The following is a 25179-nucleotide window of genomic DNA, read 5'->3' on the forward strand; positions in this document are numbered from 1 at the left end:
GTCATGCAGGGAAAAGGGCCCCTACCCGACGCCGGCTACCGATGGCGCGCATTCTAGGGGGCCCTCACCCATAAAAACAATCAATATGGGTTATACCCAACATTTCTCTGGTGAATGATGGTGGCAAAGCCCGGAATCGCCCGAGAACGCCGCGCCGGCGGGGGCCGGCGCGACCGAGCGGTCAAATCTCCCGGGTCTCCAGGAAACGGATTTCCGGGTGCCGTTCCTCGGTGAGTTGCAGGTTGACGCGTGTGGGCGCCAGGTAGGTCAGATGGCCGGCGCCGTCGCGGGCCAGGTTGTCGTAGGCCTTGCGTTCGAAAGACGCCAGCTCGCGTTCGCTGTCCGCTTCCATCCAGCGGGCGGTGGTGACGTTGACCTGCTCGTAACGACATTCCACGCCGTATTCGGCCTTCAGGCGCGCCGCCACCACGTCGAACTGCAGCGTCCCCACCGCGCCCAGCACCACGTCATTGTTACGCAGCGGGAAGAACACCTGGGTGGCGCCCTCCTCCGCAAGCTGGGTGAGCCCCTTATGGAGCTGCTTGCTCTTCAGCGGATCATTCAACACCACCCGGCGGAACAGCTCCGGCGCGAAATGCGGAATACCGGTGAAGCGCAGGTCCTCGCCCTCGGTGAAGGTGTCACCGATCTGGATGGTACCGTGGTTGTGCAAGCCGATGATGTCGCCGGCAAAGGCTTCTTCCACATTGTCCCGCTCCCCGGCCAGGAACGTCAGCGCATCGGAGATACGCACTTCCTTGCCGGTACGGCACTGCTTGAGCTTGATGCCCTTCTGATATTTGCCGGAACAGATGCGCATGAAAGCGATCCGGTCGCGGTGACGCGGATCCATATTGGCCTGGATCTTGAACACAAAGCCGGTCATCTTCGGCTCTTCCGCTTCCACCTGGCGTTCCACCGCTTCCCGCGACTGCGGCGGCGGCGCCCATTTCACCAGGCCATCGAGCATGTGATCGACGCCGAAATTGCCCAGGGCGGTACCGAAGAACACCGGGGTCAGCCGGCCGTCCAGGAACCGCTCCAGATCGAAATCGTGGCTGGCGCCGCGCACCAGTTCCAGCATGTCACGCAGTTCCTGGGCGTAGTCCGCCCCCACCGCCTGATCCAGTTCCGGATTAGTCAGGCCCTTGATCTCGCGCACGTCCTGGATGGTATGGCCCTGGCCGGTCTTATACAGCACGGTGGTATCGCGCAGCAGGTTGTAGACGCCCTTGAAGCTCTTGCCCATACCGATCGGCCAGGTCACCGGGGCGCACTCGATATTGAGAACGTCCTCGATCTCGTCCAGCACCTCGATGGGATCACGCACGTCGCGGTCCAGCTTGTTGATGAAAGTGAGGATCGGTGTGTCGCGCAGCCGGCACACCTCCATCAGCTTGACGGTTCGCTCCTCCACGCCCTTGGCGGCGTCGATCACCATCAAGGCGGAATCCACCGCGGTCAGGGTGCGATAGGTGTCCTCGGAGAAATCGGCGTGCCCCGGCGTGTCGAGCAGATTGACCATGGCACCCTGGTAGGGGAACTGCATCACCGAGGTGGTCACGGAAATCCCCCGCTCCTTCTCCATCTCCATCCAGTCGGAGGTGGCGTGACGGCCGGATTTCTTCCCCTTCACCGTGCCCGCCAGCTGGATCTGGTTGCCGTACAGCAGCAGCTTCTCGGTAATGGTGGTCTTACCGGCGTCCGGGTGAGAGATGATGGCGAAAGTGCGCCGTTTGTGGATTTCGTCGATGGGCTTCATAGCGATCTCGGTCTGCGTCGGCGCGCATTGTAGCGCTGACGGGCCGCTTCGTGTAGGAAGCCGCGTTACCCGGGACGAGAATCAGCCCAGGCGACCGCGTAACCGGCTCACCGCCTGGCTGTGCAACTGACAAACGCGGGATTCGGTGACGCCCAGCACGGCGCCGATTTCCTTGAGGTTGAGGTCTTCCTGGTAATACAGCCCGATCAACAGTTTTTCCCGATCCGGCAGCGCCTCGATGGCGGCGATCAGGCGGTCGCGCTGCTGCCCGTCCACCAGAGCACTGAACGGGTCCGGCGGGCCATTGCTACCCGCATCCGGTTCCCCCTGTTCCGCGACGATGTCCTCGAACGGCAGCAGCAGGCCGCTGTTGGTGTCGCTGAGCAACCGCCGGTAGTCCTCCAGGCTCATGCCCATCTCCGCCGCCACTTCCCGTTCCTGGGGCGCACGGCCAAGGCGCTGCTCGAGCTGGTGCACGCACCGGTCCAGTTCCCGCGCATGGCGGCGCACACTGCGTGGCAACCAGTCACGCGAGCGCAATTCATCGATCATGGCACCGCGAATGCGCTGGCTGGCGAAGGTGGAGAAACTGGCGCCGGCGTTGGGATCATAGCGGCGCAGGGCATCCAGCAGGCCGACGGTGCCGGCCTGGATCAGGTCGTCCAGTTCAATGCTGGCAGGCAGCTTGACCTGCAAGGCCAGCGCCTGTCGCCGCACCGCTGGCAAGTGTTCCTCCAGCAGTGCCTGTTGGTCGATTTTCCCTTGAGCGGTGTACATGCCCTGTCCTCAACAGCGCCCATCGGCGTCCGCACTGATCACCCCGAATCGCGGGCGTCCATCCATTATTCGCTTCCATGGCGACGGCCATGCCCGGAAAAGACGGTATTGTTGGGGGTTATTCCGGCGACTGGCGGAGACTGGGAGCTGGCTGACACGCAACACGCAACACGCTTGCACGCTAACACCCCGATTCGCGGCCAAGGCCGCTCCCACAAAGAGCGCTGCGAAGCAGCTGTGGGAAGCTGGCTTGCCAGCGAATACAGCGCGAATTCATGTCTCCAAGGCTGATAATCAGGCTTTCAGGCTTAGCGTGCTGGCGTGCAAGCGTGTTGCGTGTTGCGTGTTGCGTGTAAGCGTGCTGGCGAACTGTGGGACAGCATTGGCCCTCTCCATACCGGAAAGGACCACGATGGGGTTGAGATCAATAATTGACCAGAACCTGAATGTCGGAGACCGTCACCGCGCGGCGTTCACCGTCGGGCAGTTGGAAACGGAACGACAGCGGCGACCACGCCGGTCCCTGTAACGCTTCGCTGATGCCCCGGTTGCCGGACAGCCGCAGGCAGCGTTCGCCCCGACATAACCAGGCGCGCAACGAGCGCCCCGGCGGCGTGCTGTAACGCCAGCGAACTTTCTGGATGTAGTTGCCCCGCGCAGCGGCGTCGCCGGGCGGCAGCAACGGCTCGCTGTGATAGACCCGTCCCGGTACCGCCACCCGCACCGAAGGCGCCTCGGCGCTCCAGCTGCCCGGCGCCGCCGGCGCCAGCCAGGGCCACAGCAGGCTCATCCATAACAGCCCGCGCAGCAGCGTCATGGCGCCAGCACCACCAGATCGGTATCGAGAAAGCGCCGGGCCGCCTGCTGCAGATTGTCCAGCAGACCACGCCGTTGCAGCCGGGGTGGGTGCAGCGCCAGCAGGCGTCGCGGTCCTTGCTGACGCCGCACCGATTCCAGACAGCTCAGGGCCCGGCGCAGACCGGCGCCGTCCGGCTCCACCCACAGCGCCCAACGAGGTTCACGCTGGGCACTGACCGGCACCGGCAGGGCCGGAGACAGCGGCACGATGCGCCAGTCCTGTGCCACGCCAACCCAACGCCAACCGCAGTCGGCCCAATGCTCCAGCACTGCCCGGGCCCGCCGTCCGGCCTGGGCGGGTAGCGGATCGCCCACCACCACCAGGGTCGGCGCGACACTTTGACCGCGCGTGGCGGCCCAGGCCCGCAGGCCGGCGGCCTGATCCGCGCCGGGCATGACGGTCATGACGCCCTCATCAGACGCAGGGCGTCATGGGTGCGGATCACATGCAGCAGCGCCGTCAACAACCGCTCCGGCGTGCGCCGGCGGCGTGGCCCGAGCAGGCCCAGGACCCGGCCGCGAGTCGCCACCGCCCAGTCGCTTTGCTCCTCGTCGAGACGACAGGCCAGGGCCGCCAGTCCGACAGCAGCCGAACAATGAGAAGGAAAGGAAGGTGAAGAATCGCCCGATGACGAAGCGACCCCCTCCGACAGTTCCCGCAAGGCCCGCTGGTGGAGCCCGGTCACCGCCTGTCCCCGCCACAACGCCAGCAAATGCGGTCGCGCCCGCGACAGGTCCCAGTCATTGGGCAACAGGGCATAACGCCAGCCGCGCACCCGATCGGTATCAGGATCCCGCGCTTGCAGGAACCAGGCGCGGACCAGCCCGCTATAACGACGGCCGGAAGCCGCCGCCACCGGCAAGGCGCGCAGGCTGACCCGCAACGTGCGCCCCTTCTGGCGCAACAGCGCCTCTCCCTGTTCCGGCGCCTGTTCGCGCAGCGCCCACAATGGCTGGATGTCACTTCGATAACGCACCCGCGCCTGCGCCTGCGCCCTGGCCATCCAGTCGATCCCCTGGCGATCCAGCCACCGCCAGACCGTGGCTCGCGGCACACCGGAGAGCACCGGCATCAGTGACGGGTAATGGCGATGGCACCATTGCAGACAACGCACCTGGGAGGCCTCGTTCGGCGGCCACAGCGGCCAGGCCTCGCCCTCTTTGCCCAGCACCAGGGCGGCCTGATCCCGCGCCGCCGGCCAGAACAGCCAACCGGCCTCGTCGCCCGGCGGCAGCGGTGGCTGCCTCTGCCATTGCCCCGCCAGCGCCTGTTCCAGCCAGGAGAAGCCGGGCACATCGCGACGCAGGTCGGTAAGGGTATTCACCAGGGTGCCGGTCTGCGCCAATGGATTGAACGGCAGCGCGCCGCCGGTTCGGCTGCCGCCCTGATTCAACGCCTGCCGGACCAGCTCGACGCCGTCCAGAGGGGCCAGATCTTCCGGCACCCGTTGGCCGTGACATTGGAACCAGGGCCGCAGTCCCTGACCGATCACCACGTCCAGCAACGGCGCCAGACGGGCCGCTTCATCACTCTTGGTGATGATGACATCGTCCAGCGTCATACCGGCTTGTCGCGCGGCACGACGATAGTGAGTGCTAACCTCATCCAGGGTCTCCGCCTGACTGGCCGCATTCAGCAACAGCACTGCCCGGGTGCCGCGGGCGCCACCCACCAGGGGCGCAAACCCCTCCGCCAGACGCTCATCCCGCTGTCCCAGCCCCACCGTGTCGATGATCACCAGACGCTTTTCATTCAATACCCCCGCCAGCGAGGCCAGCGTGCGCCCCGGTGACAGCAGATGCAGCTCCACGCCGAGCAGTTCCGCGTAGACACGCAATTGATCCCGGGCCGCCACCCGGTAACCGTCGGCGCTGACCAGGGCCACCTGATCCGCCCCCCAGCGCATCGCGTAGTGCGACGCCAGCTTGCCGGCGGTGGTGGTTTTGCCCACGCCGGTGGGGCCCAGCAACGCCAGGACACCGCCCTCGGCCAATTTGTCCCAGGGCTGCGCCTGGGCGTTGAGGCGGCGCGCCAGCTGTTCTTCCACCCAGGCCCGGGCGGCATCGCCCTCACCGGCTTCTTCCGGCAGCCCCGCCAGCACATCGGTGATCAGGGCGGCGCTGAAACCGGCGCCACGGAGCGTCGTCGCCAACGGCGAATCGGTGGCGCCCTCGCCACGCTCCCGGCGCCGCAACAGCGCCCGCAGCGTTTCCACTTCCTTCAGCAATAACCGGCTGACATCGGCGTCGCCTTCCGCCATCGGCAGGGCTTCGCCGGAAGGCGGGGACGCGGGGGCCTCTTCCCCTTCGCGCAGGGCGACCAGTTCCACGCCACCGGGCACCGGGCGGTTGGCCACGATCAGGGCGTCATCGCCCAGGGCCTCGCGGACCCGGCGCATGGCCTCACGCTGCGTGGGCGCGACAAAACGATGGACACTCATGGCCCTCTTCCTTCATCGGCGTTCATGGCTGCATTCCGATCAGTTCGGTGACGCGCAAGGTACGGTCATCGGGGATTTCCGCCTGGGACAGCACCACCAGGTGACGCAGACGGCGGCGCAGGAAACGGGCCAGCAGACCACGCAGGGCCGGCACCACCACCAGCACCGGCGGCAAGCCGGCATTTTCCTGCCGCTCCAGGGCGGCGCCGGCCTGATTCATCAGCGTATCCGCCAGGCCCGGCTCCAGCGCGCCACCACCGTTGAGCGCTTGTTCCAGCACCTGTTCGAGACCGGCGTCGAGACCGATCACCGACAGCTCGCCGGTGGCGGAGAACCACCGGTCGGTGATAGCCCGACCCAGGGCCACGCGGACCCGGGCGGTCAGCTCTTCCGCGTCGGCCTGGGCATTGCCCGGTTCGGCCAGGGCATCGAGGATGGTGCTCAGATCGCGGATCGGCACATCCTCGTCCAGCAGGTTTTGCAGAATGCGCTGCAGCGTGGTGAGCGACACGGCCTTGGGCACCACCTCTTCCACCAGCGCCTTCTGCTCTTCGCCCAGTTTGTCCAGCAGTTGCTGAACTTCCTTGCGTCCCAGCATTTCCGCGCCATAGCGGTGCAACAGATGATTGAAGTGAGTGGCCACCACGGTGCCGGCGTCCACCACCGTGTAGCCGTACACCTGGGCCCGTTCCCGTTGGGATTCGTCGATCCATACCGCTGGCAGGCCGAAGGCGGGGTCTTGGGTGGCACGCCCTTCCAGGGTGCCGGACACCTGACCGGGATCGATGGCCAGCCACTGGCCGGGGAAAGCCTGGCCACGCCCCACTTCAGCGCCCTTGAGGGTGATCACATAGCTGTTGGCGTCCAGCTCCAGGTTGTCGCGGATGTGCACCACCGGCGGCAGGAAGCCCACGTCCTGAGCGAATTTCTTGCGTACGCTCTTGATGCGGCCAAGCAACTCACCATGTTGACGATGATCCACCAGCGGAATCAGCCGGTGCCCCACTTCCAGGCCCAAGGTATCGATCAGGCGCACATCGTCCCAGGTGGCTTCCGGGGCTTCCGGCTCCGGCGCCGCCGCGGCCTCGATGTGTTGTTCCGCCAGATTCTGGTCGCGCCGCCGGATCAGATACCAGGCAATCCCCCCCAACGCGAGAGTGAACAGCAAGAACACCAGATTCGGCATCCCCGGTACCAGCCCCAGCAACCCCATCACGCCGGCGGCCAGGAACATCACCTTGGGATTGATCAGCAACTGGTCGATGATCTGCTCACCGATATCCTGGTCGGTGTTGACCCGCGACACGGTGACGCCGGCGGCGGTGGAGATCACCAACGCCGGAATCTGCGCCACCAGGCCGTCACCAATGGTCAGCAACGCATAGGTGCGGCCCGCTTCGGCGAAGCTCATGTCGTGCTGCAGCATGCCGATCAACAAACCGCCGAGCACGTTCACCACCATGATCACCAGCCCGGCCACGGCGTCGCCGCGAACGAACTTGCTGGCGCCGTCCATGGAACCGTAGAAATCCGCTTCCTTGGCCACATCGGCACGGCGGCGGCGGGCGTCTTCCTCGCCGATCAGGCCGGCGTTGAGATCGGCATCGATGGCCATTTGTTTGCCGGGCATGGCGTCGAGGGTAAAGCGCGCGCCCACTTCGGCGATGCGCCCGGCGCCTTTGGTGATCACCACGAAGTTGATCACCACCAGGATCAGAAACACCACCAGCCCAACGGCGAAGTTGCCGCCCACCAGGAACTGGCCGAACGCCTCGATCACCTTACCGGCGGCGTCGCCGCCCTCGTGCCCGTCCATCAACACCACCCGGGTGGAGGCCACGTTCAGCGACAACCGCATCAGGGTGGTGAACAGCAGCACCGACGGAAAGGCGGAGAAGTCCAGGGAGTTGAGGGTGAACATGCTGACCAGCAGCACCATCACCGCCAGGGCGATATTGAAGGTAAAGAACAGATCCAGCGCGAACGGCGGCAGCGGCAGGATCAGCATGGACATGACCAGCAGGATCAGTACCGGTCCGGCCATGATCTTCATCGGCACGTTCTTCATCGACAAAGAAGAGCCCGCACCCAGCAGCGATCCCATCATGATGCGCCTCCTTGATCGGCGGCGGGCACCGCCAGGTCATCGGGAACCGGCAGATCCCGCGGCGGCACCGGCGCTGCTTCGCCACTGCCACGGGCGCTCTTGAGACGGAAAGCCCAGACCAGCACCTCCGCCACGGCGGTGTACAAAGCGGCGGGAATTTCCTGGTCCAGATCCACATGGCGATACAGGGCTCGCGCCAGCGGCGGCGCTTCCAATAACGGCACCCGGTGTTCCTCGCCGAGGGCACGAATACGGGCCGCCACCTGATCCGCCCCTTTAGCCACCACCCGCGGCGCGGACATGCGGCCTTCTTCGTAACGCAAGGCCACGGCGAAATGGCTGGGGTTGGTGACGATCACATCCGCCTCGGGGACTTTGCTCATCATGCGCTGGCGCGCCACGCTCTGCTGCTGCGAACGAATACGCGCCTTGAGTTGCGGATCGCCTTCGCTTTCCTTGTGTTCGCGTTTGATCTCTTCCTTGCTCATACGCAGCTTCTTGGCGTGACTCCAGAGCTGGTAAGGCACATCGATCAGCACGGCCACCAGCAGCGTCAGCACCATCAGACCGCTGGCGGAGGCGGCCAGCGTCAGCGCGTTGGTCAGTGCCAGACGCAAAGGCTGCTCCATCAGCGCCATGAATTCCCCTTTGTGGCGCAGCAGGAAAAGCACCGCCACGCCGCCCACCAGCACTGACTTGGCCAGCGCCTTGGCCAGCTCCGCCAGCGCCTGGCTGGAAAACATGCGTTTCAGGCCCGCGATTGGATTGAGTTTGGAGAATTTCGGTTGCAACGCCTTGGCGCTCATCGACCAGCCGCCGGTGAGCATCGGCGCCACCAGCGCCACCACCAGCAGCGTCAGGAATAACGGCATCAGCGCCACCAGGGTCCGTACCCCCAGATCCGCCGCGTGGCCGAGCATCGGGCCGGTATCCAGCGCCTGGCGCCGCTCAAACAGGAAGGACTGCTCCATCACCAGAGCGAGCTGGCCGAACAACGGGCCGGACATCACCCACAGACCACCGACCCCGGCGAACAGCAACAGAAAGGTGGCCAGCTCCCGCGAACGCGGCACCTGGCCTTCTTCCCGCGCCTGTTCCAATCGTCGGGGGGTGGCCGGTTCGGTCTTTTCCTGGTCCTGGGTATCGTCCGCCATGGCACCGTCAAGGAGGGCTGGGTATTCGGCCCATCATTGTCGGCAAAGCGGCGGCACGGCTAACGGTGGATTAGAGGCAGGGAATGGCGGTTATTCGGCGGCTTCCCACGAAAGCCACCACGGAGCCGTTGTAGGAGCTTGCCCTGCAAGCGAATTCCTGGGAACCAGGAGCCCTATTCGCTTGCAGGGCAAGCTCCTACAGCGGCCTTGTAGCGACCGCCAAGCGGATGTCCGCACCGCCGGGCTTAAAACCCCAGCTCATCCAGCAGGGAATCCACCTGATCCTGGCTGCTGACCACGTCTTCCTTGGCGGCGTCGATCTGCGGCCCGTTGATCAGGGAGTCGTCGCGGCGGCGCTGCATGTCATCACGCTCACGGCCTTCCGGAACGTTATCCAGCAGCACTTGCAGCAACTGCCGCTCCACCTCCTGGATCACCTCCATCATCTTCTTGATCACCTGGCCGGTGAGATCCTGGAAGTCCTGGGCCATCATGATTTCCAACAGCTCCTTGTTGGTGGCCTGAGCCAGGTCCGGCACTTCGCCGAAAAATGCTCGCGTGTCGTTGACCAGGTCGCGGGCCTGATCCAGCTCCTTCGGTTCCTGGAACCAGGCTTGCCAGCGCTGATCCAGATCACCGGCACGGTCGGCTATTTGATTCTGCAGTGGCTGCGCGCGATCAATAGCATTAAGCGCCCGGTCGGCCGCCTGTTCGGTCATGGTGGCCACGTAATCCAAGCGGGCGCGGGCATCGGGAATCGCCTCCGCCGCCTTGACCACTTCCTTATCCAGACCCAGTTCGCGCATGCTGTCGCGCAACATGCGGGTAAGCTGACCAATACGCTGGACCAGATCGTCGGATCCGGCCGCCCCTTCGCTGATATGCCCGGCCTCGTTGCTCATGCTGCTTTCTCCTGCCTCGGGATGTCTGGCATCCTGCCGGCCCTGGCCGGCGGCGTGCCATCACCATTCCCGGATGCTGCCTGTAACGGGTTATGCGCCAAGTTTCTCGAAGATCTTGTTGAGCTTTTCTTCCAGGGTGACGGCGGTAAAGGGTTTGACGATGTAACCGTTGGCACCGGCCTGGGCCGCGGCAATGATGTTTTCTTTCTTCGCCTCCGCGGTCACCATCAACACCGGCAGGTGGTTAAGCTCGCCGTCGGCGCGAATCTGCTTGAGCATTTCCAGGCCGTCCAGGTTGGGCATGTTCCAGTCCGACACCACGAACTGAAAGCCGCCTCCACGTAACTTGGTCAAGGCCTCCTGACCGTCCTCCGCTTCATCCACATTGCCGTATCCCAGCTCCTTGAGCAGGCTGCGGATGATGCGGCGCATGGTGGGAAAATCATCCACCACCAGAATACTCATGTTCTTGTCCACGATTGTGCTCTCCGCTACTTGATTCCGGTCAGAACTCTTCCCAGTCATCCTCGGTGGTCACCGCTTCGCGGCGCGGCACCACCTTTTTCATTTTCTCTTCCGCCGGTACCGGCTTTCCCGCCTTGGTGATGCGATCGTCGTCACCCTCAATCTCCCCGGAGGTTTCCGGGTCATCGCCCTGCTCCGGCTTGCGCCAAAGCGACAAGGCGGCCAGTTGTTCTGGTTGCAGGCGGAAGATGGCCACCGCTTTTTCCAAACGCCGTGCCTGTTCTTCCAGTGACGCCGCGGCGGCGCTGGCTTCCTGCACCAGCGACGCGTTTTGCTGGGTCACTTCGTCCATTTGCGTTACCGCCTGGCTGACCTGCTCGATACCCCCGCTTTGTTCCTGGGAGGCGGAAGAGATCTCATCCATGATGTCGGTCACCCGTTTCACCGCGGCCACCACTTCCCGCATGGTCTCACCGGCTTCCTCCACCAGGCGGGAGCCTTCATCCACCTGGGAGACGGAGCTCTCGATCAACTCCTTGATTTGCCGGGCGGCATCGGCACTGTTGCCCGCCAGGTTGCGCACTTCACCGGCCACCACCGCGAAGCCGCGCCCCTGTTCACCGGCGCGCGCCGCCTCCACCGAGGCGTTCAACGCCAGGATGTTGGTCTGAAAGGCGATGGAGTCGATCATGCTGGTGATTTCCGCCACCTTGCGGGAGCTGTCGGAAATGCCGCGCATGGTGCCGATCACCCGTTCCATTACGGCACCGCCACGACCGGCGGTGCCGGAGGCGTCGTTGGCCAGGCCGCTGGCCTGGCGCGCGTTATCGGCGTTCTGCTTCACCGTGGCGGTGAGCTGTTCCATGCTGGTGGCGGTCTCCTCCAGGGAGGCGGCCTGCTGTTCCGTGCGGGAAGACAGATCCGCGTTGCCGCTGGCGATCTCGGAGGCGCCGACATAAATGGCGTTGCCGCTTTCGCGCACCTCGGTGACGATCTTGCCGAGACTGTGCTGCATCTCCGCCATGGCGGTGAACAGCTTGCCGATTTCATTGTTGCCCGGCACTTTGATGTCCTCGGACAGATCCGCGCGGGCGATGCGCTGCAGATTCTCCACCGCCCAGCTCAGCGGTTTCACCACCACGCCCCGCAACATCAGATACACCAACACCATGATGATACCGGTGAGCACCAACATGCCGGTACCGATGTAAGAGAACAAGGTGGTCTGCTGGTGGTAATGGTCCATCACCTCCTGACCGTGCTCATCCCCATAGCGGGTAAAGTTGGTCAGGGTGTCATTGAGATCGTCGTTGGGGGTGAGCAGTTCCTGACGCAGATTGCGGTAGGTGCGCAAGTCCGCTTTCTGCAGATAGTCATACTGCATTTTCACCAGACGCAGTACTTCATTGTAAGCGCCGGCCAGCTCATCCGCCCGGGCTGCACCCATCTCGGTCTTGGGACTATCGAGAAAGCCCTGAAACCGGCTTTCCGCCCGTTCCAGAAAGCCACTTACGCGCTGAATCTGGTTGTCCGCCACCAAGCGCATGCCGTTATCCAGATAATCGGCGGCCAGATCCATTTCGATACGGGCCTGGTTCAACAGGGTTGTCGCCCGGGCCACCTGATTCAGTTGCTGCACGTTGACCTGATTCAGGGTTGTAATCGATGATTCCACCATCTGGTTGGTCAGGATGCGGATGGCGGCGAGACCACTGATCAAAAGCGCACAACAAATCAGCGCCCCGGCCACCGCCGTATTGATATTGATATTTCGCACGAATTTCATCATAGCCGGCCTTTCCTTTCTTCAAGGTTGTTCTGTCTATACCCGCTGAGCCCGCCCGGAAGCGGCCGCCAGTGCCATCAGACGCGGCGCCACCTGATCCAGCGGCAGCACTTCGGTGGCCGCGCCCAGGGCAATGGCCTCACGGGGCATCCCGAACACCAGGGAGGTGTCCTGATCCTGGGCCAGGGTGTGGGCACCGGCTTCACGCATGGCAAGCAGTCCCCCGGCACCGTCCTTGCCCATACCGGTGAGCAAGACGCCAATGGCGTTGCGGCCGGCGTGCTGCGCCGCTGAGCGGAACAGCACATCCACGGAGGGCCGATGACGATTCACCGGCGGCCCCTGATCAAGGTGAATCACATAGTTCGCCCCGCTACGGGCCAACAGCATGTGCGCGTCCCCCGGCGCGATGTACACGTGACCGGGCAGCACCCGCTCTCCGTGTTCCCCCTCCTTTACCGTCACCGCGCAGAGCCGGTTCAGTCGTTCAGCGAACGACAAGGTGAATCCACCGGGCATATGTTGCGCGATCAGAATCGCCGGGCTGTTTGGCGGCAGCGGAGACAGCACTTCCCGAATCGCTTCGGTTCCGCCCGTGGAAGCCCCCAGAATCACCAGCTTTTCGCTGGAAATGATCGGGGCCTTCAACTTCGGCGGCGATATCCGGGTCTCATTGGCCCGGCGCGGCCGGGAGCGAGCCGTGGCGCGGATTTTTTCCGCGATCAGTTCGCTGTAATCGAGCATGCCCGAGCGAATCCCCAACGACGGCTTTTCGATGAAATCCACCGCGCCCAGCTCCAGCGCCCGCAAGGTGATTTCCGATCCGGCCTGGGTCAGTGACGACACCATCAGCACCGGCATCGGCCGCAGGCGCATCAGACGCTCCAGAAAGTCGAGCCCGTCCATGCGCGGCATCTCCACATCCAGCGTCAATACATCCGGGTTATGCCGCTTGATCAGGTCTCTCGCCACAATGGGATCCGGCGCCACCGCCACCACTTCCATGTCGGGATGGTGGTTGATGATCTCGCGCATCAAGTCACGAATCAGCGCGGAATCGTCGACGCACAGCACCCGAATTTTTTCCATAGCCCAAACCCGCCCCTGTTACGGTGGAAACATTGCAATGGCGTTGGTTCAAAAGTCCTACTGGTTAGCTTATCGGCCGTGACGCGCCAAGCTTGAGGCCGGATTGAAGAAAGGCCGCCACCGCCGCGTTCATACCAGCGAGTACACCGTCTGACCGCGGGAGCGAAAGCGATCGCTCAGGTAGGAGACGTTTTCTGAGTGGCCGGCGAACAACAGGCCGTCAGGCTTGAGCCGGTCGGCCAGCCGCCCCAGCACCCGGGTCTGGGTTTCACGATCGAAGTAAATCATCACGTTGCGGCAGAAGATGGCATCGAAACGGTGCTCGGAGGGCCAGTCCCGGGCGACCAGGTTCATCACCTGAAAACGCACTTTCGCTACCAGGGCGGGTTTTACCCGGGCATAGCCGGCCCGGGCGCCACTGCCTTTCTGAAAAAAACGCCGCATGCGCTGGTCATCCAGGCGCGCTACCTGTTCCAGCGGGTAAACGGCACGTCGGGCCCGGTCCAGGGCCTCGGTGTCGATATCGGTGCCCAGCACCTCCACGTTGGCGTGCTCACCCAGGGTTTCCAGCAACGTCATGACGATGGAATACGGCTCTTCGCCGGTGGACGCCGCGGCGCTCCATACCCGGACCGGATCACGACGGCCACGGACATGATCGGCCAGCACTGGAAAGTGGTGCGATTCACGGAAAAAGGAGGTCAGGTTGGTGGTGAGCGCGTTGACGAACGCCTGCCATTCGACACCTTCCCCACTGGCTTCCAGACTTGCCAGATAATCCGCGAAACGGGTCAGGCCCCGGGCACGCACCAGGCGACCGACACGGCTGTAGACCATGTCCTTCTTGTGTTCCGCCAATACAATGCCGGCGCGCTGATAAATCAGTGTCCGAATGGTTTGAAAATCGCCGGCGGAAAAATGCAGATCACGTTCTGAAAACAGGGACGAAGCGGCCATCTCATGCGTCGGATTCAAGTCAGCTCCCCGCTTCCATCACCAACGAGGGCCCGGTTTGAAGGGAACGGCCCGCCTCATCCCGGGCGGTGTCGCGCAAACGAAACACCGCCACGGAATGGCCGAGTGTATCGACCTCGGCCCGCAGCGCGCCGGCGGCATCGGCGGAGCCCTGAATACGTCGCGCGTTGTGCCGCATGGTCTCGTCCATCCGTGTCACCGCCTGGTTGATCTGGGCGATACCGGAGCTCTGTTCTTCGGATGCACAGGTGATCTCCCCCATGATGTCGTTGACCCGGGTTACCGACGCCACCACCTCACGGATGGTGCTCTCCGCCCGGTGTACCAGGTCGGCGCCACCCTGAATCTCCCTGCCCGAGTTGGCGATCAGCTCGCGAATCTCTTTCGCCGCGGCGGCGGACCGTCCAGCCAGGTTACGAACTTCACTGGCCACCACCGCGAAGCCGCGCCCCTGCTCACCGGCCCGGGCAGCCTCCACCGAGGCATTGAGTGCCAGGATATTGGTCTGAAAAGCGATGGCGTCGATACTGTCGATGATCACCGTCATCTTGCTGGAACTGGCGGTAATGCGATCCATGGTATTGACCACCTCTCCCATTACCTCGCCGCTGTGCGCCACCTGGCTGGCCGCCTGCGATGCCAGCCCGCTGGCTTGCCGGGCATTGTCCGCGTTCTGCCGCACCGCGCTGGTGATCTGTTCCATACTGGACGCGGTTTGCTGCAGGGAAGCGGCCTGCTGTTCGGTATGGGAGGACAAATCCCGATTGGCTTCGGCGATGCCGCGAGCAGCCGGCGTCACCGCCGCGATACCCTCATTGACGTTGCCGACGATGCTGCCAAGGCAGCGCTGCATCACCGCCAGAGCCAGCATCAGCCGCCCCGCTTCGCCCACGGTAGCCTTCGGCGGCCGCGCCGCCAGATTGCCGGCGGCGATTTGAAAGGTGAACATCACCGCCTCGCGCAGCGGCTTCAACAAGGCGCCAGCGGTCAGCACGCCAAGCAAAACCAACATCGGTACACCGGCGGCCAACAGTACACCATGCGCGAGGATCAACCGGCCGCGCACGGGATCGTCCGACTGCAAATGACTTGCGCCATAGAGCCCCACCGCGCTGCTGATCGCCAACAACACCACGGCCAGTAACGCCAATCCCCCCAGGCGCAAGACGCCACCGCGCTGCCCCAGGCGCCGCCACCAGCCGAGCGGTCCCCTCCGCAGGATCTCTCCCCGTTCCAGCAAGAGATGCTGTCCGTTACCCTGACGTATGGCGGCATACTCCTGCTCCGCCCGGGCCACGCTGTCGGCGTCCGGCTTCAGTCGCACCGACACATAACCCTTGATTTCATCGTCTTCCATGATCGGCGTGACGTGCGCCTTGACCCAATAGTGGTCGCCGTTCTTGCGGCGATTCTTGATCACGCCGACCCAGGTGCCGCCCTGCTTGAGGGTATGCCAGAGGTTTTCAAACGCCAGTGACGGCATATCCGGGTGGCGAATCAGGTTATGGGGCGCGCCCAGTAACTCCTCCCGGCTGAATCCACTGACCTCGATGAAGGCGGGATTGGCGTAGGTGATCTTGCCACGCAGATCCGTGCGGGAAATCAGAAAGTGGTCATCGCGCAGCGGGTAATCCCGTTGAGTGACGGGCTGGTTATCACGCATGCACCACCTCTGCCTCGACAGTGAGGGCAGCGCCATCGTCGGCGAAACCGTCCTTCACCTGGGCCAGCTTAAACAGCGCCACGGCCTGCCGCAGTCGCGCGGCCTCCCCTTCCAGCTCACTGGCCGCCGAGGCCGCCTCCTCCACCAAAGCCGCGTTGCGCTGGGTAACCTGATCCATTTGTGTGATGACCTGATTCACCTGGCCGATGCCCTTGCTCTGCTCCTGCGAGGCGGAAGCAATCTCATCCATGATGTCGGTGACTCGCCGCACCGCTTCGACGATGTCGGTCATGGTGCTGCCCGCCTGATCCACCAGCCGGGTACCGGCGTCGATACGTTCCACCGACGTTTCGATCAATGCACGAATCTTTTTCGACGCCTCGCCACTGCGTCCGGCCAGGGCACGGACTTCCCCCGCCACCACCGCGAAACCGCGGCCCTGCTCGCCGGCCCGGGCGGCTTCCACCGAAGCGTTCAACGCCAGAATGTTGGTTTGGAAGGCAATGGAATCGATCACCTCGATGATCTCGGTCACCTGGCGCGCGCTGCCGCTGATCTCAGCCATGGTGCCCACCACCTCGCCCACCACTTCTCCGCCCCGCTGCGCGGTTTGAGAAGCACTGGCGGCCAGTTGGCTGGCCTGACGGGCGTTGTCGGCGTTCTGCTCCACCGTCGAGGTGAGCTGCTCCATACTGGCGGCGGTCTGCTCCAGCGAGGCGGCCTGGTGCTCCGTGCGCGAGGACAAATCACTGTTGCCCTGAGCGATTTCACCCGCGCCCTGATAGATCCCCTGACTGCTGTCGCGCACGGTGGCGACGGTTCGGGACAGGCTTTGCTGCATATCCGACAAGGCCGCGTACAGTTGACCAATTTCGTTATCGCCACGCGCCTCGATCCGCTCCGACAAATCGCCTTTGGCCATCCGCTCGAAGTGCCCCACTACCTTGCGCAGTGGCCGGATAACATTGACGGTCACGCCCCACAGCACGATCACCACCAGCACCACGGACGCCGCGATCACCACGCCTATCCCCCAACGCATGGTGGCGGTGTAGGTATCGAAAGCGGCCAGCGCCTGACTGCCGGCGTCACCGGATTGCGCCGCCAGCCGGATCATCGCGTCATGGCTCTGATTGAGGATGTACACACTCTGCGCGCTCAGAATCAGGATCAACAGCGAGAACGCCGCCAGAACCAGCCCCCAACTTACTTTGACCGTCATGTTATCCAGTACTTTCACGATGGTTATCTCACTCGTCTCGTAGAGACCCTGAACAGCTCTTATTCACCAACGCGCTCGACGATGGCCAGTTCCTCGCTGGTGAGCAGTCTCTCGATGTCCACCAGTACCAGCATGCGTTCCTCCAGATTGCCGAGCCCATGGATGTAATCCAGAGGCAGGCTGATACCGAACTCCGGCGGCGGTTTGATCTGCTCGGCGGTCAAGGTCATTACGTCCGACACCTGATCCACCACGATACCCACCACGCGGGTACCGATATTGATCACGATCACCACCGTCTGCTGGGTATAGTCGGCATTGGCCAGACGGAATTTCAGGCGCAAATCGACAATCGGCACGATCACGCCACGCAGGTTGGCCACCCCCTTGATGAAATCCGGCGCATTGGCGATGCGGGTGACGTTTTCGTAACCCCGGATCTCCTGGACCTTGAGAATGTCGATGGCGTACTCCTCGTCACCCAGGGAGAACACCAGGAATTCGCGGCTGCTGATCTCGGCGGCTTTCTTGACGGGATTGACGGAAACCAGGTTGCTCATGATGCGGAAACCTCCTTGGAGGAAAGAACAGTGGAGTTTCGAGCGACCGCGTCACTCGCTTTCTTGCTTTGGCTGAGACGGTGCAGGTCGGGGATATCCAGAATCAGCGCGACGCTGCCGTCACCGAGAATGGTTGCGGCGGACACCCCGGGAACCTTGCGGTAATTGGTTTCCAGATTCTTGACCACCACTTGCTGCTGGCCCACCAGTTCGTCCACCAGCAGGGCATAGCGGCGCCCCTCGCCCTGCACGATAACAACGATGGCCGAGGTCGGATCGGTCACCGCGCCGGACACCTCCATGGCATGGTGCAATGCCACCAACGGTAGATAGTCCTCACGCACTTTCAGCAGCACATCGCCGCCGGCCATGGTGTAGAGGTCATCGGCACGCGGCTGCAGCGATTCGATCACCGCGCTGACCGGGAGAATGAAGGTCTCCTCACCGACCCGCACCGACATGCCGTCAAGAATGGCCAGGGTCAACGGCAGTACGATGCGGGTGCGGGTGCCCTGGCCGGCTTCGGAGATCACATCCACATGGCCGCCCATGGCCTGGATATTTCGCTTGACCACATCCATTCCGACCCCACGGCCGGAGACGTCACTGACGGCCTCTGCGGTGGAGAAGCCCGGCGCGAAGATCAATTGCCAGACTTCCTCGTCACTCATGTTGTCGGACACCGGCAGTCCATTGCTGCGGGCCTTGGCAAGAATCCGCTCGCGATCCAGGCCGGCACCGTCATCGCTCACCTCAATGAGAATATTGCCGCCCTGGTGCTGGGCGGAGAGCGTGAGGCGGCCGGTGCCCGGCTTGCCGGCGGCGGCACGAAGCTCCGGCGTTTCCAGGCCATGATCCAGGCTGTTGCGCACCAGGTGCGTGAGAGGGTCGATGATGCGTTCAGTGAGGCTCTTATCCAGCTCAGTGGATTTGCCCTCGGTAATCAGTTCCACATCCTTGCCCAGCTTGCCGGCCAGGTCGCGCACCAGACGCGGGAAACGGCTGAACACATAGTCCATCGGCACCATTCGCACGGACATCACCGCTTCCTGAAGATCCCGGGCGGTACGCTGCAAAAGGCTGAGGCCGGAGGCGAAGCCGGCATCGCCGGTGAACTCGGAATCCTCCACCACCTGATTGAGCATCGACTGGGTAATGATCAGTTCGCCCACCAGATTGATGATGTGATCGACCTTGGCCACCGGCACCCGGATCGAGGAATTTGCGCCGCCGTCACGGCTGTCGACGGCCGGTCGCGCGGCGCTTTTCGTTTCGGCCTTGGGTTGCGGCTCCGGTGTTTTCACCGGCACCGGCAGTTGCTCCGGGGGAATACTGCGAATGTCCAGTTGCTCCGGCTCGACGATGAAACACATCACCGCCTCGATGTCGTCAGCGCTGGCGGTGGACTTCATCAGCACTTCGTAGCGGTCGTCTTCACCTCGCGTTTCCAGCACATCGCCAAGCTGGCCCAACTCCTCGATGAGCAGTTTCCGGTCGCTTTCCGACACACCCAGCAGAGCCACGCTCAGGGATTGTCCGGTCCCGCCACTGGCCGGCGGCGGCGTGGAGGGGGCCACCGTGGTAGCGGGGGCGACATCGCCCGCCGGCTCACCAATTTCCTCCAGCGCCAGCTTTTGCAGCACCTCACAGATACGGGCCATCGCCTCCGCGTCCGGCTCCACGCCTTGGCGGTAGGCGTCCAGTTGGTCGTGTAGCATGTCTTTCGCTTCCAGAAAGGTATCGACGATGTCACGACGCAGCGTGAGTTCGCCGCGACGGGTGTAATCGAGCAGGTTCTCCAGTAAATGGGTGGTGCGCTGCAGCGCCTCGAACCCGAAGGTACCGGCACCGCCCTTGATGGAGTGAGCCGCCCGGAAGATGGCGTTGAGTTGCTCCATGTCCGGATTATCGACATCCAGCGCCAGCAGATGGGCTTCCATGTCCCCCAACAATTCCTCCGCTTCCTCAAAGAAGGTGCTGTAAAAATCGCTGATATCCATGGTTACTCCTGTAGCGGGGCGCGGCCGGCGGGCTCGCCTTCGGCACGGATGCGGCGTGCCGCCTGCTCATTCAACACCAGCAGCGTAATACGGCGGTTCACCGGATCACCGGGGTGGCTGCCAGCCATCGGCACACGGTCGCCGAGACCGGCCACGCGCAACAGTTTTTCCGGCGCCAAACCACCGGTAATCAGTTCACGGCGACTGGCATTGGCACGGTCGGCGGACAATTCCCAGTTGCTGTAGCCGCGTTCACCGTTGGCGTAAGGCACGCTGTCGGTGTGACCGGTGATACTGAGCGGATTGGGCAGGTCATTGAGCAGCGGCGCCAGCGTGCGTAACAACTCGCGCATATACGGCGCCACCTGGTCACTGCCAAGATGGAACATGGGACGAGGATCGGTATCCAGAAGTTGAATACGCAGCCCTTCCGGGGTGACGTCGAAACGCATTTGCTGACGCAACTCGCGCAGGCTGTCATCGGCACTGATAGTGCTCTCGATACGGCGCTGCAGTTCCAGAAACTGACGCTGCGTTTCCGCCGGCCGGGTCTGATCACGCAGATCAATACGGGCCTGTTCGCCCTTGGCGTGGGCGGGATCATCGCCGCCGCCGGGAATTGCACTGGTACTGGCGGTGCTACGGTCTCCGCCGGTCATCGCCACGTTCAGCGGCGTGCGAAAATACTCGGCCAGCCCCTGCAATTGCTGCGGCGTGGCGGTGGAGATCATCCACAACACCAGGAACAACGCCATCAATGCCGTCATGAAGTCGGCCAGCGCGATCTTCCAACTACCGCCGTGGTGCGCTTCGGCGCGATGCGAGCGGCGGCGAACGACGATGCGACGAACGGCTTCGCTCATGCTTCACCCACACCCACGCCCTTGTCGTCACGCGGGGTGCCACGCACATGATCCTCCAGTTCACTGAAGCTGGGCCGCTCACTGGTGTGCAGCGCTTTGCGACCGAATTCCACCGCCAGTTGCGGGGCGTAGCCATTCAGATTGGCGAGCAGGGTGACGCGAATGCACTGCAGCATTTTCACGCCCTCGCGCACCTGCCGGTCGATACGACTGGCCAGCGGATTGACGAAACCGTAAGCCAGCAGAATACCCAGAAACGTACCCACCAGAGCCTGGGCGATCATATAGCCCATGGCGTCCACGCCCGCATCAGCGGCCCCCAGCGCCTTCACCACCCCGAGCACGGCGGCGACGATACCGAACGCCGGCAAGGCATCGCCGACCTTGGACAAGGCATCGGCGGGAATATGCGCTTCGTCCTCGAAGGCCTCGATTTCATGAACCATCAGCTCATCGAGTTCGTGCGGATCCATACTGCCGCTGATCATCAGCCGCAGGTAGTCGGTGATGAACCCCATGATCATCGGATCTTCCCGCAGCTCCGGATAGTCGGCGAACAGGTCGCTGTCCCGCGGGTTTTCGATATCCCGTTCAATGCCCAGTACCCCTTCACGGCGCATCTTCGACAGCAGCGTGTACAGCAGCGACATCAACGACATGTAGGTGTCCTTGCCGTAACGGGTGGTACGCTTGAGCTGAGACGAAGAACGCAGCGTGGCCTTGATCGCCTTGCCATTGTTGGCGGCGATGAAGGAGCCCACGGCGGCACCGCAGATCATCATGATTTCACTGGGTTGATAGAGCGGACCGAGATGACCGCCAGCCAGGAAAAAGCCGCCGAACACGGAGAACGCCACGATGATGAAACCAATGGGGATCAGCACAACCGGATTCCTTACGCCGCTGGATCAGTTCACCGCTTCCCGGGGGCGCGGTTTACGAACACTCTCATTTCTGTATCGGCAGGAATGGGCGGGGCTTTAGGGGGAATGTGCGCGGGCGTGGTGGGTTATTCGCTTGCCAGCCGGGCGGCCTCCTAGGCGTAGGAGGCCGACATGGCGTCGTCGTCCAGCAGCGGTTCCGTCCGCCGGGACCGCTTGCGGGTCTTGCCCGCTCGCGACGGCGGCTGACAAATACCGCAAACGAAATTCTGTGTCGGGGTATGAGCGTGAGTGACGAAGCGGCCCCCGCAACAGGTACAGGCGGACAACTCGAACATCTCGCTTTCGAAGAAGCGCACCAGGGTCCAGGCCCGGGTCAGCCCCAGCACCGGCTCGGCGCCATCCAATGCCATTTGCTCCAGGTACAGCCGGTAGGCCTTGACGAACCCCTCCATGCGCCCGCATCGCTGCTGCACGGTGAGGTGGCGAAAGAAGCCATAGAACAACGACGAGTGAATGTTCGGCAGCCAGGTAATGAACCAGTCCGTGGAAAACGGCAACATACCCTTCGGCGGCGACATGCCCCGCACCTCCTTGTACAGACGGATCAGCCGGCCACGGCTGAGCTCGGTCTCGGATTCCAGCACTTGCAACCGGGCGCCCAGTTCAATCAATTCGATGGCGAGCTGCACCTGCTGCATCTCCCCAACCAGACTCTTTTCACTCATGTCTCACCCTTGCCGCGCGGCCACGGCATCGCCGGTGGCGGTCATCAACAGGGCGGCATGGGTCTGTCCCAGTCCCTGCTCCCGCTTATGGTTGGTCAGCGCTTGCAACTGGCCGGCATCGTCCAACCCGAGACGAAACAGAAACTGGTTGGTACGTGCCAGGCGGCTGAGTTGACGCGCGGAGAGGGACAACAGCACCTCCGCCATGGACTCGTCGATCTTCAAACGAAACAAAGCGGTGGCGAAATCTTCTTGCAGCAGGCGTTGCGCCAGCAGCAGATAAGTCAGATTCAGATCCTGAATTTCGTTCAGTACGTTGTCGACATTCATTGTTGCGCTTGCTCCTTCGGTACCGATACCGAGAGAGTCCCTGACCGGCTTTGGCCGAGGACTCCCGATCCCCCGATCCATCAGTCTTGCCCGCCGGCATCGTTTCGATGGGCGGCGGGAGCCTGCTCGTCAGCGCCGGTGATAGTGTTGTTCCGGCAGGCTCCTGGGCCGCGACGTACAGCCACGACTAAGCTTTTAGCGTGACGAGCATCACACTAAAGTACCAAAATAGTGACAGATTTCACATACCACTTTTGAATTATTTCAAACTTTCGGTTTCTTGCGGGATAGAGACGGGAGAATGCGGGAAACGGCAGCGAACCGGCTGCCTTTATCTTTGCTCGCCCGGAGAACCCTGTTCCAGTTGTTGCACCCAGACCAGCAACTCCGCCACCACCTGGTACAGGGATTCGGGAATACGCTGGTCCAGATTGACGGTCATCAACAAGGCCACCAATTCCGGCGCGGCATGAACGAAGACGCCGTGGCGGCGGGCTTCTTCCACCAGCCGCTCGGCCACGTCGCCGTAGCCCCTGGCCATTACCCTCGGAGCGCCGTCACCTTCCCGATAGGCCAAAGCCACCGCCCGGCGGCGCGGCGCATCCCCCCTCTCACTCATCGACGTCTTGCTCCGGATCACGATTCACCACCTTGATGGTGGCCTGCAGCCCCAGAGCCTCGAGGCGATCCCGCAGCACCGGCTGCCCTTCACTCAGACGCGCCATGGTGTCCGGTCGCGGCGCCGTCAATTCGAGATTCAGGTGGCCGCCGTGCAGCCGCAGTTGGACCCGGATCTCACCCAGCGCTTCGCTACGCACCTCCAATTGCGACTGCCACGGTCCCTCCTCCTCACCGGAACGGTCCGGGTGTTCAGCGTCGGCGTCAGGCCGGGATTCCCGTGGCGGGGCCAGGATCAGCAACGCGGCGAACAGCCCCGACCAAAGGTCGCCTTCCCAGCGCAACACCGGCGTCGCCAACAACTCCAACTGATGGCGCACCACGGGCTGCACACTCTCTTCCACGCCGGCCGGGCCACGGTGGCCGCCCGCCGCGGCCACTCGCGGCTCCCCTTCCGTCCCCCCTTCCATTTCTCCGCCGCCGGCATTCATCATGCCCTCCTGCCCCCTGGTCGGCGGTGGCGCCGGCGCCGTGGCGGGCTCGGAGGTGACAGAGGCCGCCCCGGGGGCAAGCCGCATCTGTGGCTCCGACCGCAACGCTGCCAGCGGACGCTCACCGCGAAACCATTCGCCAAGGTGGGATTCGTAGAACAGGCCACTGTGCTCCACGCTGCCCCGTAAAGCCGCCGCCAACGGAGCCGAGGACACCGGCGGTCCGGGCAATAGCGGCTCCGTCGGCCGCACACCGGAAGGCGGCGCGGGATAGCGGATCAACAGGTCGGCGATGGCGCGGGCAGCGCCGCTGAAATGGGTTCTGGCGGATACCGGCGTGGTGTCCGGCGCCGATGCCGGCGCGGGCAAGGGCGCCCGCTCCCCGGCTTTGGCGGCATCCCGGGCGCCGGCCCCTTCCACCCCCGGTGACGTCGGCGCCGGCGATTTCGGCGCCAACGGCAGACGGTCGTCGCGTCCCAGCGCCTCCACCGCCTGCCCCGGCACCAAGGGGGTTACCGGCTGATTGAGCGGCGTTGGCGGCGGTCCATCCATCCGTCGTCCGAGCACCTGGTGCAGCAAGGTATCGAGCAACGGCGTGATGGTGCTCACGGCGTGCCTTTAAGTAACGGGTCGCGGTGAAAGCGCGCGCGGCCGTCCACCACCTGGGCGGAATGAGACTGATAGGTACGATGCAGGTCCTGGCGGCGACGGCTGGTGCCGAGCAATTGGTCAAGCTCGTCGCGGCGCGCCATCAGACAACGGCGCACCTCCAGATCCTGTTCGAGGATCCGCTCCAGCAACGCCGCCTTACGCTCCTGCTCCTCCACATTGAAGGACAAATCCCGCTCGATACGGGACAGACGGTCCACTTCCAATACATAGCGGGATTGCTCATCCACCAGCGCGTCCCAGTCTTTCTGTCGAACACAGTCCAGCATCCGGGTGGACCGGGCAAGCAGGGTCTCATAGCTTACCAACACCCCTTGGGGGGTCGGCACGGTGTCCGTGTTTTGGTTACTCATACCCCCTCCGCGGAATGTCGTGGATCAATTTCACGCCAGGCGGATCCGATATTCTCCAGCAGTTCCGCCGCTTGTTGCAGACGCTCATCATCATTATGCAGGTTGGCGGCCAGCAGCAGCCGCGCCACATAGTCATACAACGCCGCCAGGCGCTCGGCCAGCTCACCGCCACGCTCCTGGTCGAGCGCGGCCTTCAGACCATTGTTGACGATGTCCAGCGCCTTGGAGATCGCCGCGCCCTTTTCCGCGGCGCGGCCGTCCTGCAAATGCAGGCGGGCGGTGCGGATGGCGCTTTGCGCGCCATCGAAGAGCAAGGTAATCAATTGGTGTGGACTGGCTGACATCACGCCGCTCTCCACTCCCACTCTGGCGTAGGCGCCGGCTCCGCGTGCAAAGGCGGAATAGCCACCGGTATTGTTCATCATCTGCGCTCCCAACCTGGTATGGAAAGCCAACCCGGCATGGACAGAGGAACCACTATCCGT

General features: G+C 63.4%; 24 protein-coding genes. All 24 read right to left on the minus strand.

Annotation, left to right across the window (positions count from 1 at the left end; translation table 11 throughout):
* Positions 1-181: 181 nt before the first annotated feature.
* The 24 genes from prfC to fliS all read right to left on the minus strand — a co-directional run bounded on the left by prfC (position 182) and on the right by fliS (position 25119).
* Complete coding sequence (gene prfC / locus B5T_RS16725) at positions 182-1762, minus strand: peptide chain release factor 3 (RefSeq protein WP_014995712.1); 1581 nt, start codon at positions 1760-1762, stop codon at positions 182-184.
* 81 nt (positions 1763-1843) lie between these two features.
* Positions 1844-2539, minus strand: coding sequence for an RNA polymerase sigma factor FliA (locus B5T_RS16730; protein ID WP_014995713.1), 696 nt, complete (start codon positions 2537-2539; stop codon positions 1844-1846).
* 424 nt (positions 2540-2963) lie between these two features.
* Positions 2964-3356 carry a flagellar protein FlhE gene (locus B5T_RS16735; protein WP_014995714.1) on the minus strand — a complete coding sequence of 131 codons (393 nt, stop codon included), beginning with the start codon at positions 3354-3356 and terminating at the stop codon, positions 2964-2966.
* Positions 3353-3802: a hypothetical protein gene (locus tag B5T_RS16740; RefSeq protein ID WP_014995715.1), complete on the minus strand. Its 450-nt coding sequence runs from the start codon at positions 3800-3802 to the stop codon at positions 3353-3355. Before B5T_RS16740 ends, B5T_RS16735 begins: the two co-directional genes overlap by 4 nt.
* Positions 3799-5838, minus strand: coding sequence for a flagellar biosynthesis protein FlhF (gene flhF / locus B5T_RS16745; protein WP_014995716.1), 2040 nt, complete (start codon positions 5836-5838; stop codon positions 3799-3801). Before flhF ends, B5T_RS16740 begins: the two co-directional genes overlap by 4 nt.
* A gap of 22 nt (positions 5839-5860) precedes the next feature.
* The gene (flhA, locus tag B5T_RS16750; RefSeq protein WP_014995717.1) at positions 5861-7945 is read right to left on the minus strand and encodes a flagellar biosynthesis protein FlhA; all 2085 of its coding nucleotides are present in this window, start codon (positions 7943-7945) and stop codon (positions 5861-5863) included.
* The gene (gene flhB, locus B5T_RS16755) at positions 7942-9099 is read right to left on the minus strand and encodes a flagellar biosynthesis protein FlhB (protein WP_014995718.1); all 1158 of its coding nucleotides are present in this window, start codon (positions 9097-9099) and stop codon (positions 7942-7944) included. Before flhB ends, flhA begins: the two co-directional genes overlap by 4 nt.
* A 245-nt stretch (positions 9100-9344) precedes the next feature.
* On the minus strand, positions 9345-10001 hold the full coding sequence (cheZ, locus tag B5T_RS16760; RefSeq protein ID WP_014995719.1) for a protein phosphatase CheZ: 657 nt from the start codon (positions 9999-10001) through the stop codon (positions 9345-9347).
* Between the two features lie 90 nt (positions 10002-10091).
* A complete protein-coding gene (gene cheY / locus B5T_RS16765) occupies positions 10092-10481 on the minus strand; it encodes a chemotaxis response regulator CheY (RefSeq protein WP_041717688.1) in 390 nt (129 codons plus the stop codon).
* Between the two features lie 25 nt (positions 10482-10506).
* Positions 10507-12255 (minus strand): methyl-accepting chemotaxis protein, encoded by a 1749-nt coding sequence (locus B5T_RS23765; protein WP_014995721.1) that lies wholly within the window; start codon positions 12253-12255, stop codon positions 10507-10509.
* 33 nt (positions 12256-12288) lie between these two features.
* Positions 12289-13341 carry a protein-glutamate methylesterase/protein-glutamine glutaminase gene (locus tag B5T_RS16775; protein ID WP_014995722.1) on the minus strand — a complete coding sequence of 351 codons (1053 nt, stop codon included), beginning with the start codon at positions 13339-13341 and terminating at the stop codon, positions 12289-12291.
* A 129-nt stretch (positions 13342-13470) separates the two neighbouring features.
* Positions 13471-14298 (minus strand): CheR family methyltransferase, encoded by an 828-nt coding sequence (locus B5T_RS16780; RefSeq protein ID WP_014995723.1) that lies wholly within the window; start codon positions 14296-14298, stop codon positions 13471-13473.
* Positions 14299-14317: 19 nt separating this feature from the next.
* On the minus strand, positions 14318-15979 hold the full coding sequence (locus B5T_RS16785; RefSeq protein WP_014995724.1) for a methyl-accepting chemotaxis protein: 1662 nt from the start codon (positions 15977-15979) through the stop codon (positions 14318-14320).
* On the minus strand, positions 15972-17201 hold the full coding sequence (locus tag B5T_RS16790; RefSeq protein WP_081586966.1) for a methyl-accepting chemotaxis protein: 1230 nt from the start codon (positions 17199-17201) through the stop codon (positions 15972-15974). The genes B5T_RS16785 and B5T_RS16790 overlap by 8 nt, the downstream gene beginning before the upstream one ends.
* Before the next feature lie 59 nt (positions 17202-17260).
* Positions 17261-17761 (minus strand): chemotaxis protein CheW, encoded by a 501-nt coding sequence (locus B5T_RS16795; protein ID WP_014995726.1) that lies wholly within the window; start codon positions 17759-17761, stop codon positions 17261-17263.
* Positions 17758-19761 (minus strand): chemotaxis protein CheA, encoded by a 2004-nt coding sequence (gene cheA, locus B5T_RS16800; RefSeq protein WP_014995727.1) that lies wholly within the window; start codon positions 19759-19761, stop codon positions 17758-17760. Before cheA ends, B5T_RS16795 begins: the two co-directional genes overlap by 4 nt.
* 2 nt (positions 19762-19763) lie before the next feature.
* The gene (motB, locus tag B5T_RS16805; protein WP_014995728.1) at positions 19764-20624 is read right to left on the minus strand and encodes a flagellar motor protein MotB; all 861 of its coding nucleotides are present in this window, start codon (positions 20622-20624) and stop codon (positions 19764-19766) included.
* The gene (gene motA, locus B5T_RS16810; protein ID WP_014995729.1) at positions 20621-21508 is read right to left on the minus strand and encodes a flagellar motor stator protein MotA; all 888 of its coding nucleotides are present in this window, start codon (positions 21506-21508) and stop codon (positions 20621-20623) included. The genes motB and motA overlap by 4 nt, the downstream gene beginning before the upstream one ends.
* Before the next feature lie 152 nt (positions 21509-21660).
* Entirely contained in the window at positions 21661-22233 is a 573-nt protein-coding gene (gene flhC / locus B5T_RS16815) for a flagellar transcriptional regulator FlhC (protein WP_014995730.1), read from the minus strand.
* A gap of 3 nt (positions 22234-22236) precedes the next feature.
* On the minus strand, positions 22237-22563 hold the full coding sequence (gene flhD, locus B5T_RS16820; protein WP_014995731.1) for a flagellar transcriptional regulator FlhD: 327 nt from the start codon (positions 22561-22563) through the stop codon (positions 22237-22239).
* 331 nt (positions 22564-22894) lie between these two features.
* On the minus strand, positions 22895-23182 hold the full coding sequence (locus tag B5T_RS16825; protein ID WP_014995732.1) for an EscU/YscU/HrcU family type III secretion system export apparatus switch protein: 288 nt from the start codon (positions 23180-23182) through the stop codon (positions 22895-22897).
* Positions 23175-24281, minus strand: a complete 1107-nt coding sequence (gene fliK / locus B5T_RS16830; protein WP_014995733.1) for a flagellar hook-length control protein FliK — start codon at positions 24279-24281, stop codon at positions 23175-23177. Before fliK ends, B5T_RS16825 begins: the two co-directional genes overlap by 8 nt.
* Positions 24278-24694: a flagellar protein FliT gene (locus B5T_RS16835; protein WP_014995734.1), complete on the minus strand. Its 417-nt coding sequence runs from the start codon at positions 24692-24694 to the stop codon at positions 24278-24280. The genes fliK and B5T_RS16835 overlap by 4 nt, the downstream gene beginning before the upstream one ends.
* Positions 24691-25119 carry a flagellar export chaperone FliS gene (gene fliS, locus B5T_RS16840; RefSeq protein ID WP_014995735.1) on the minus strand — a complete coding sequence of 143 codons (429 nt, stop codon included), beginning with the start codon at positions 25117-25119 and terminating at the stop codon, positions 24691-24693. Before fliS ends, B5T_RS16835 begins: the two co-directional genes overlap by 4 nt.
* Between the last annotated feature and the right edge of the window lie 60 nt (positions 25120-25179).

Origin of the sequence: Alloalcanivorax dieselolei B5 (genome assembly GCF_000300005.1) — a bacterium.
GTDB classification, from domain to species: domain Bacteria; phylum Pseudomonadota; class Gammaproteobacteria; order Pseudomonadales; family Alcanivoracaceae; genus Alloalcanivorax; species Alloalcanivorax dieselolei.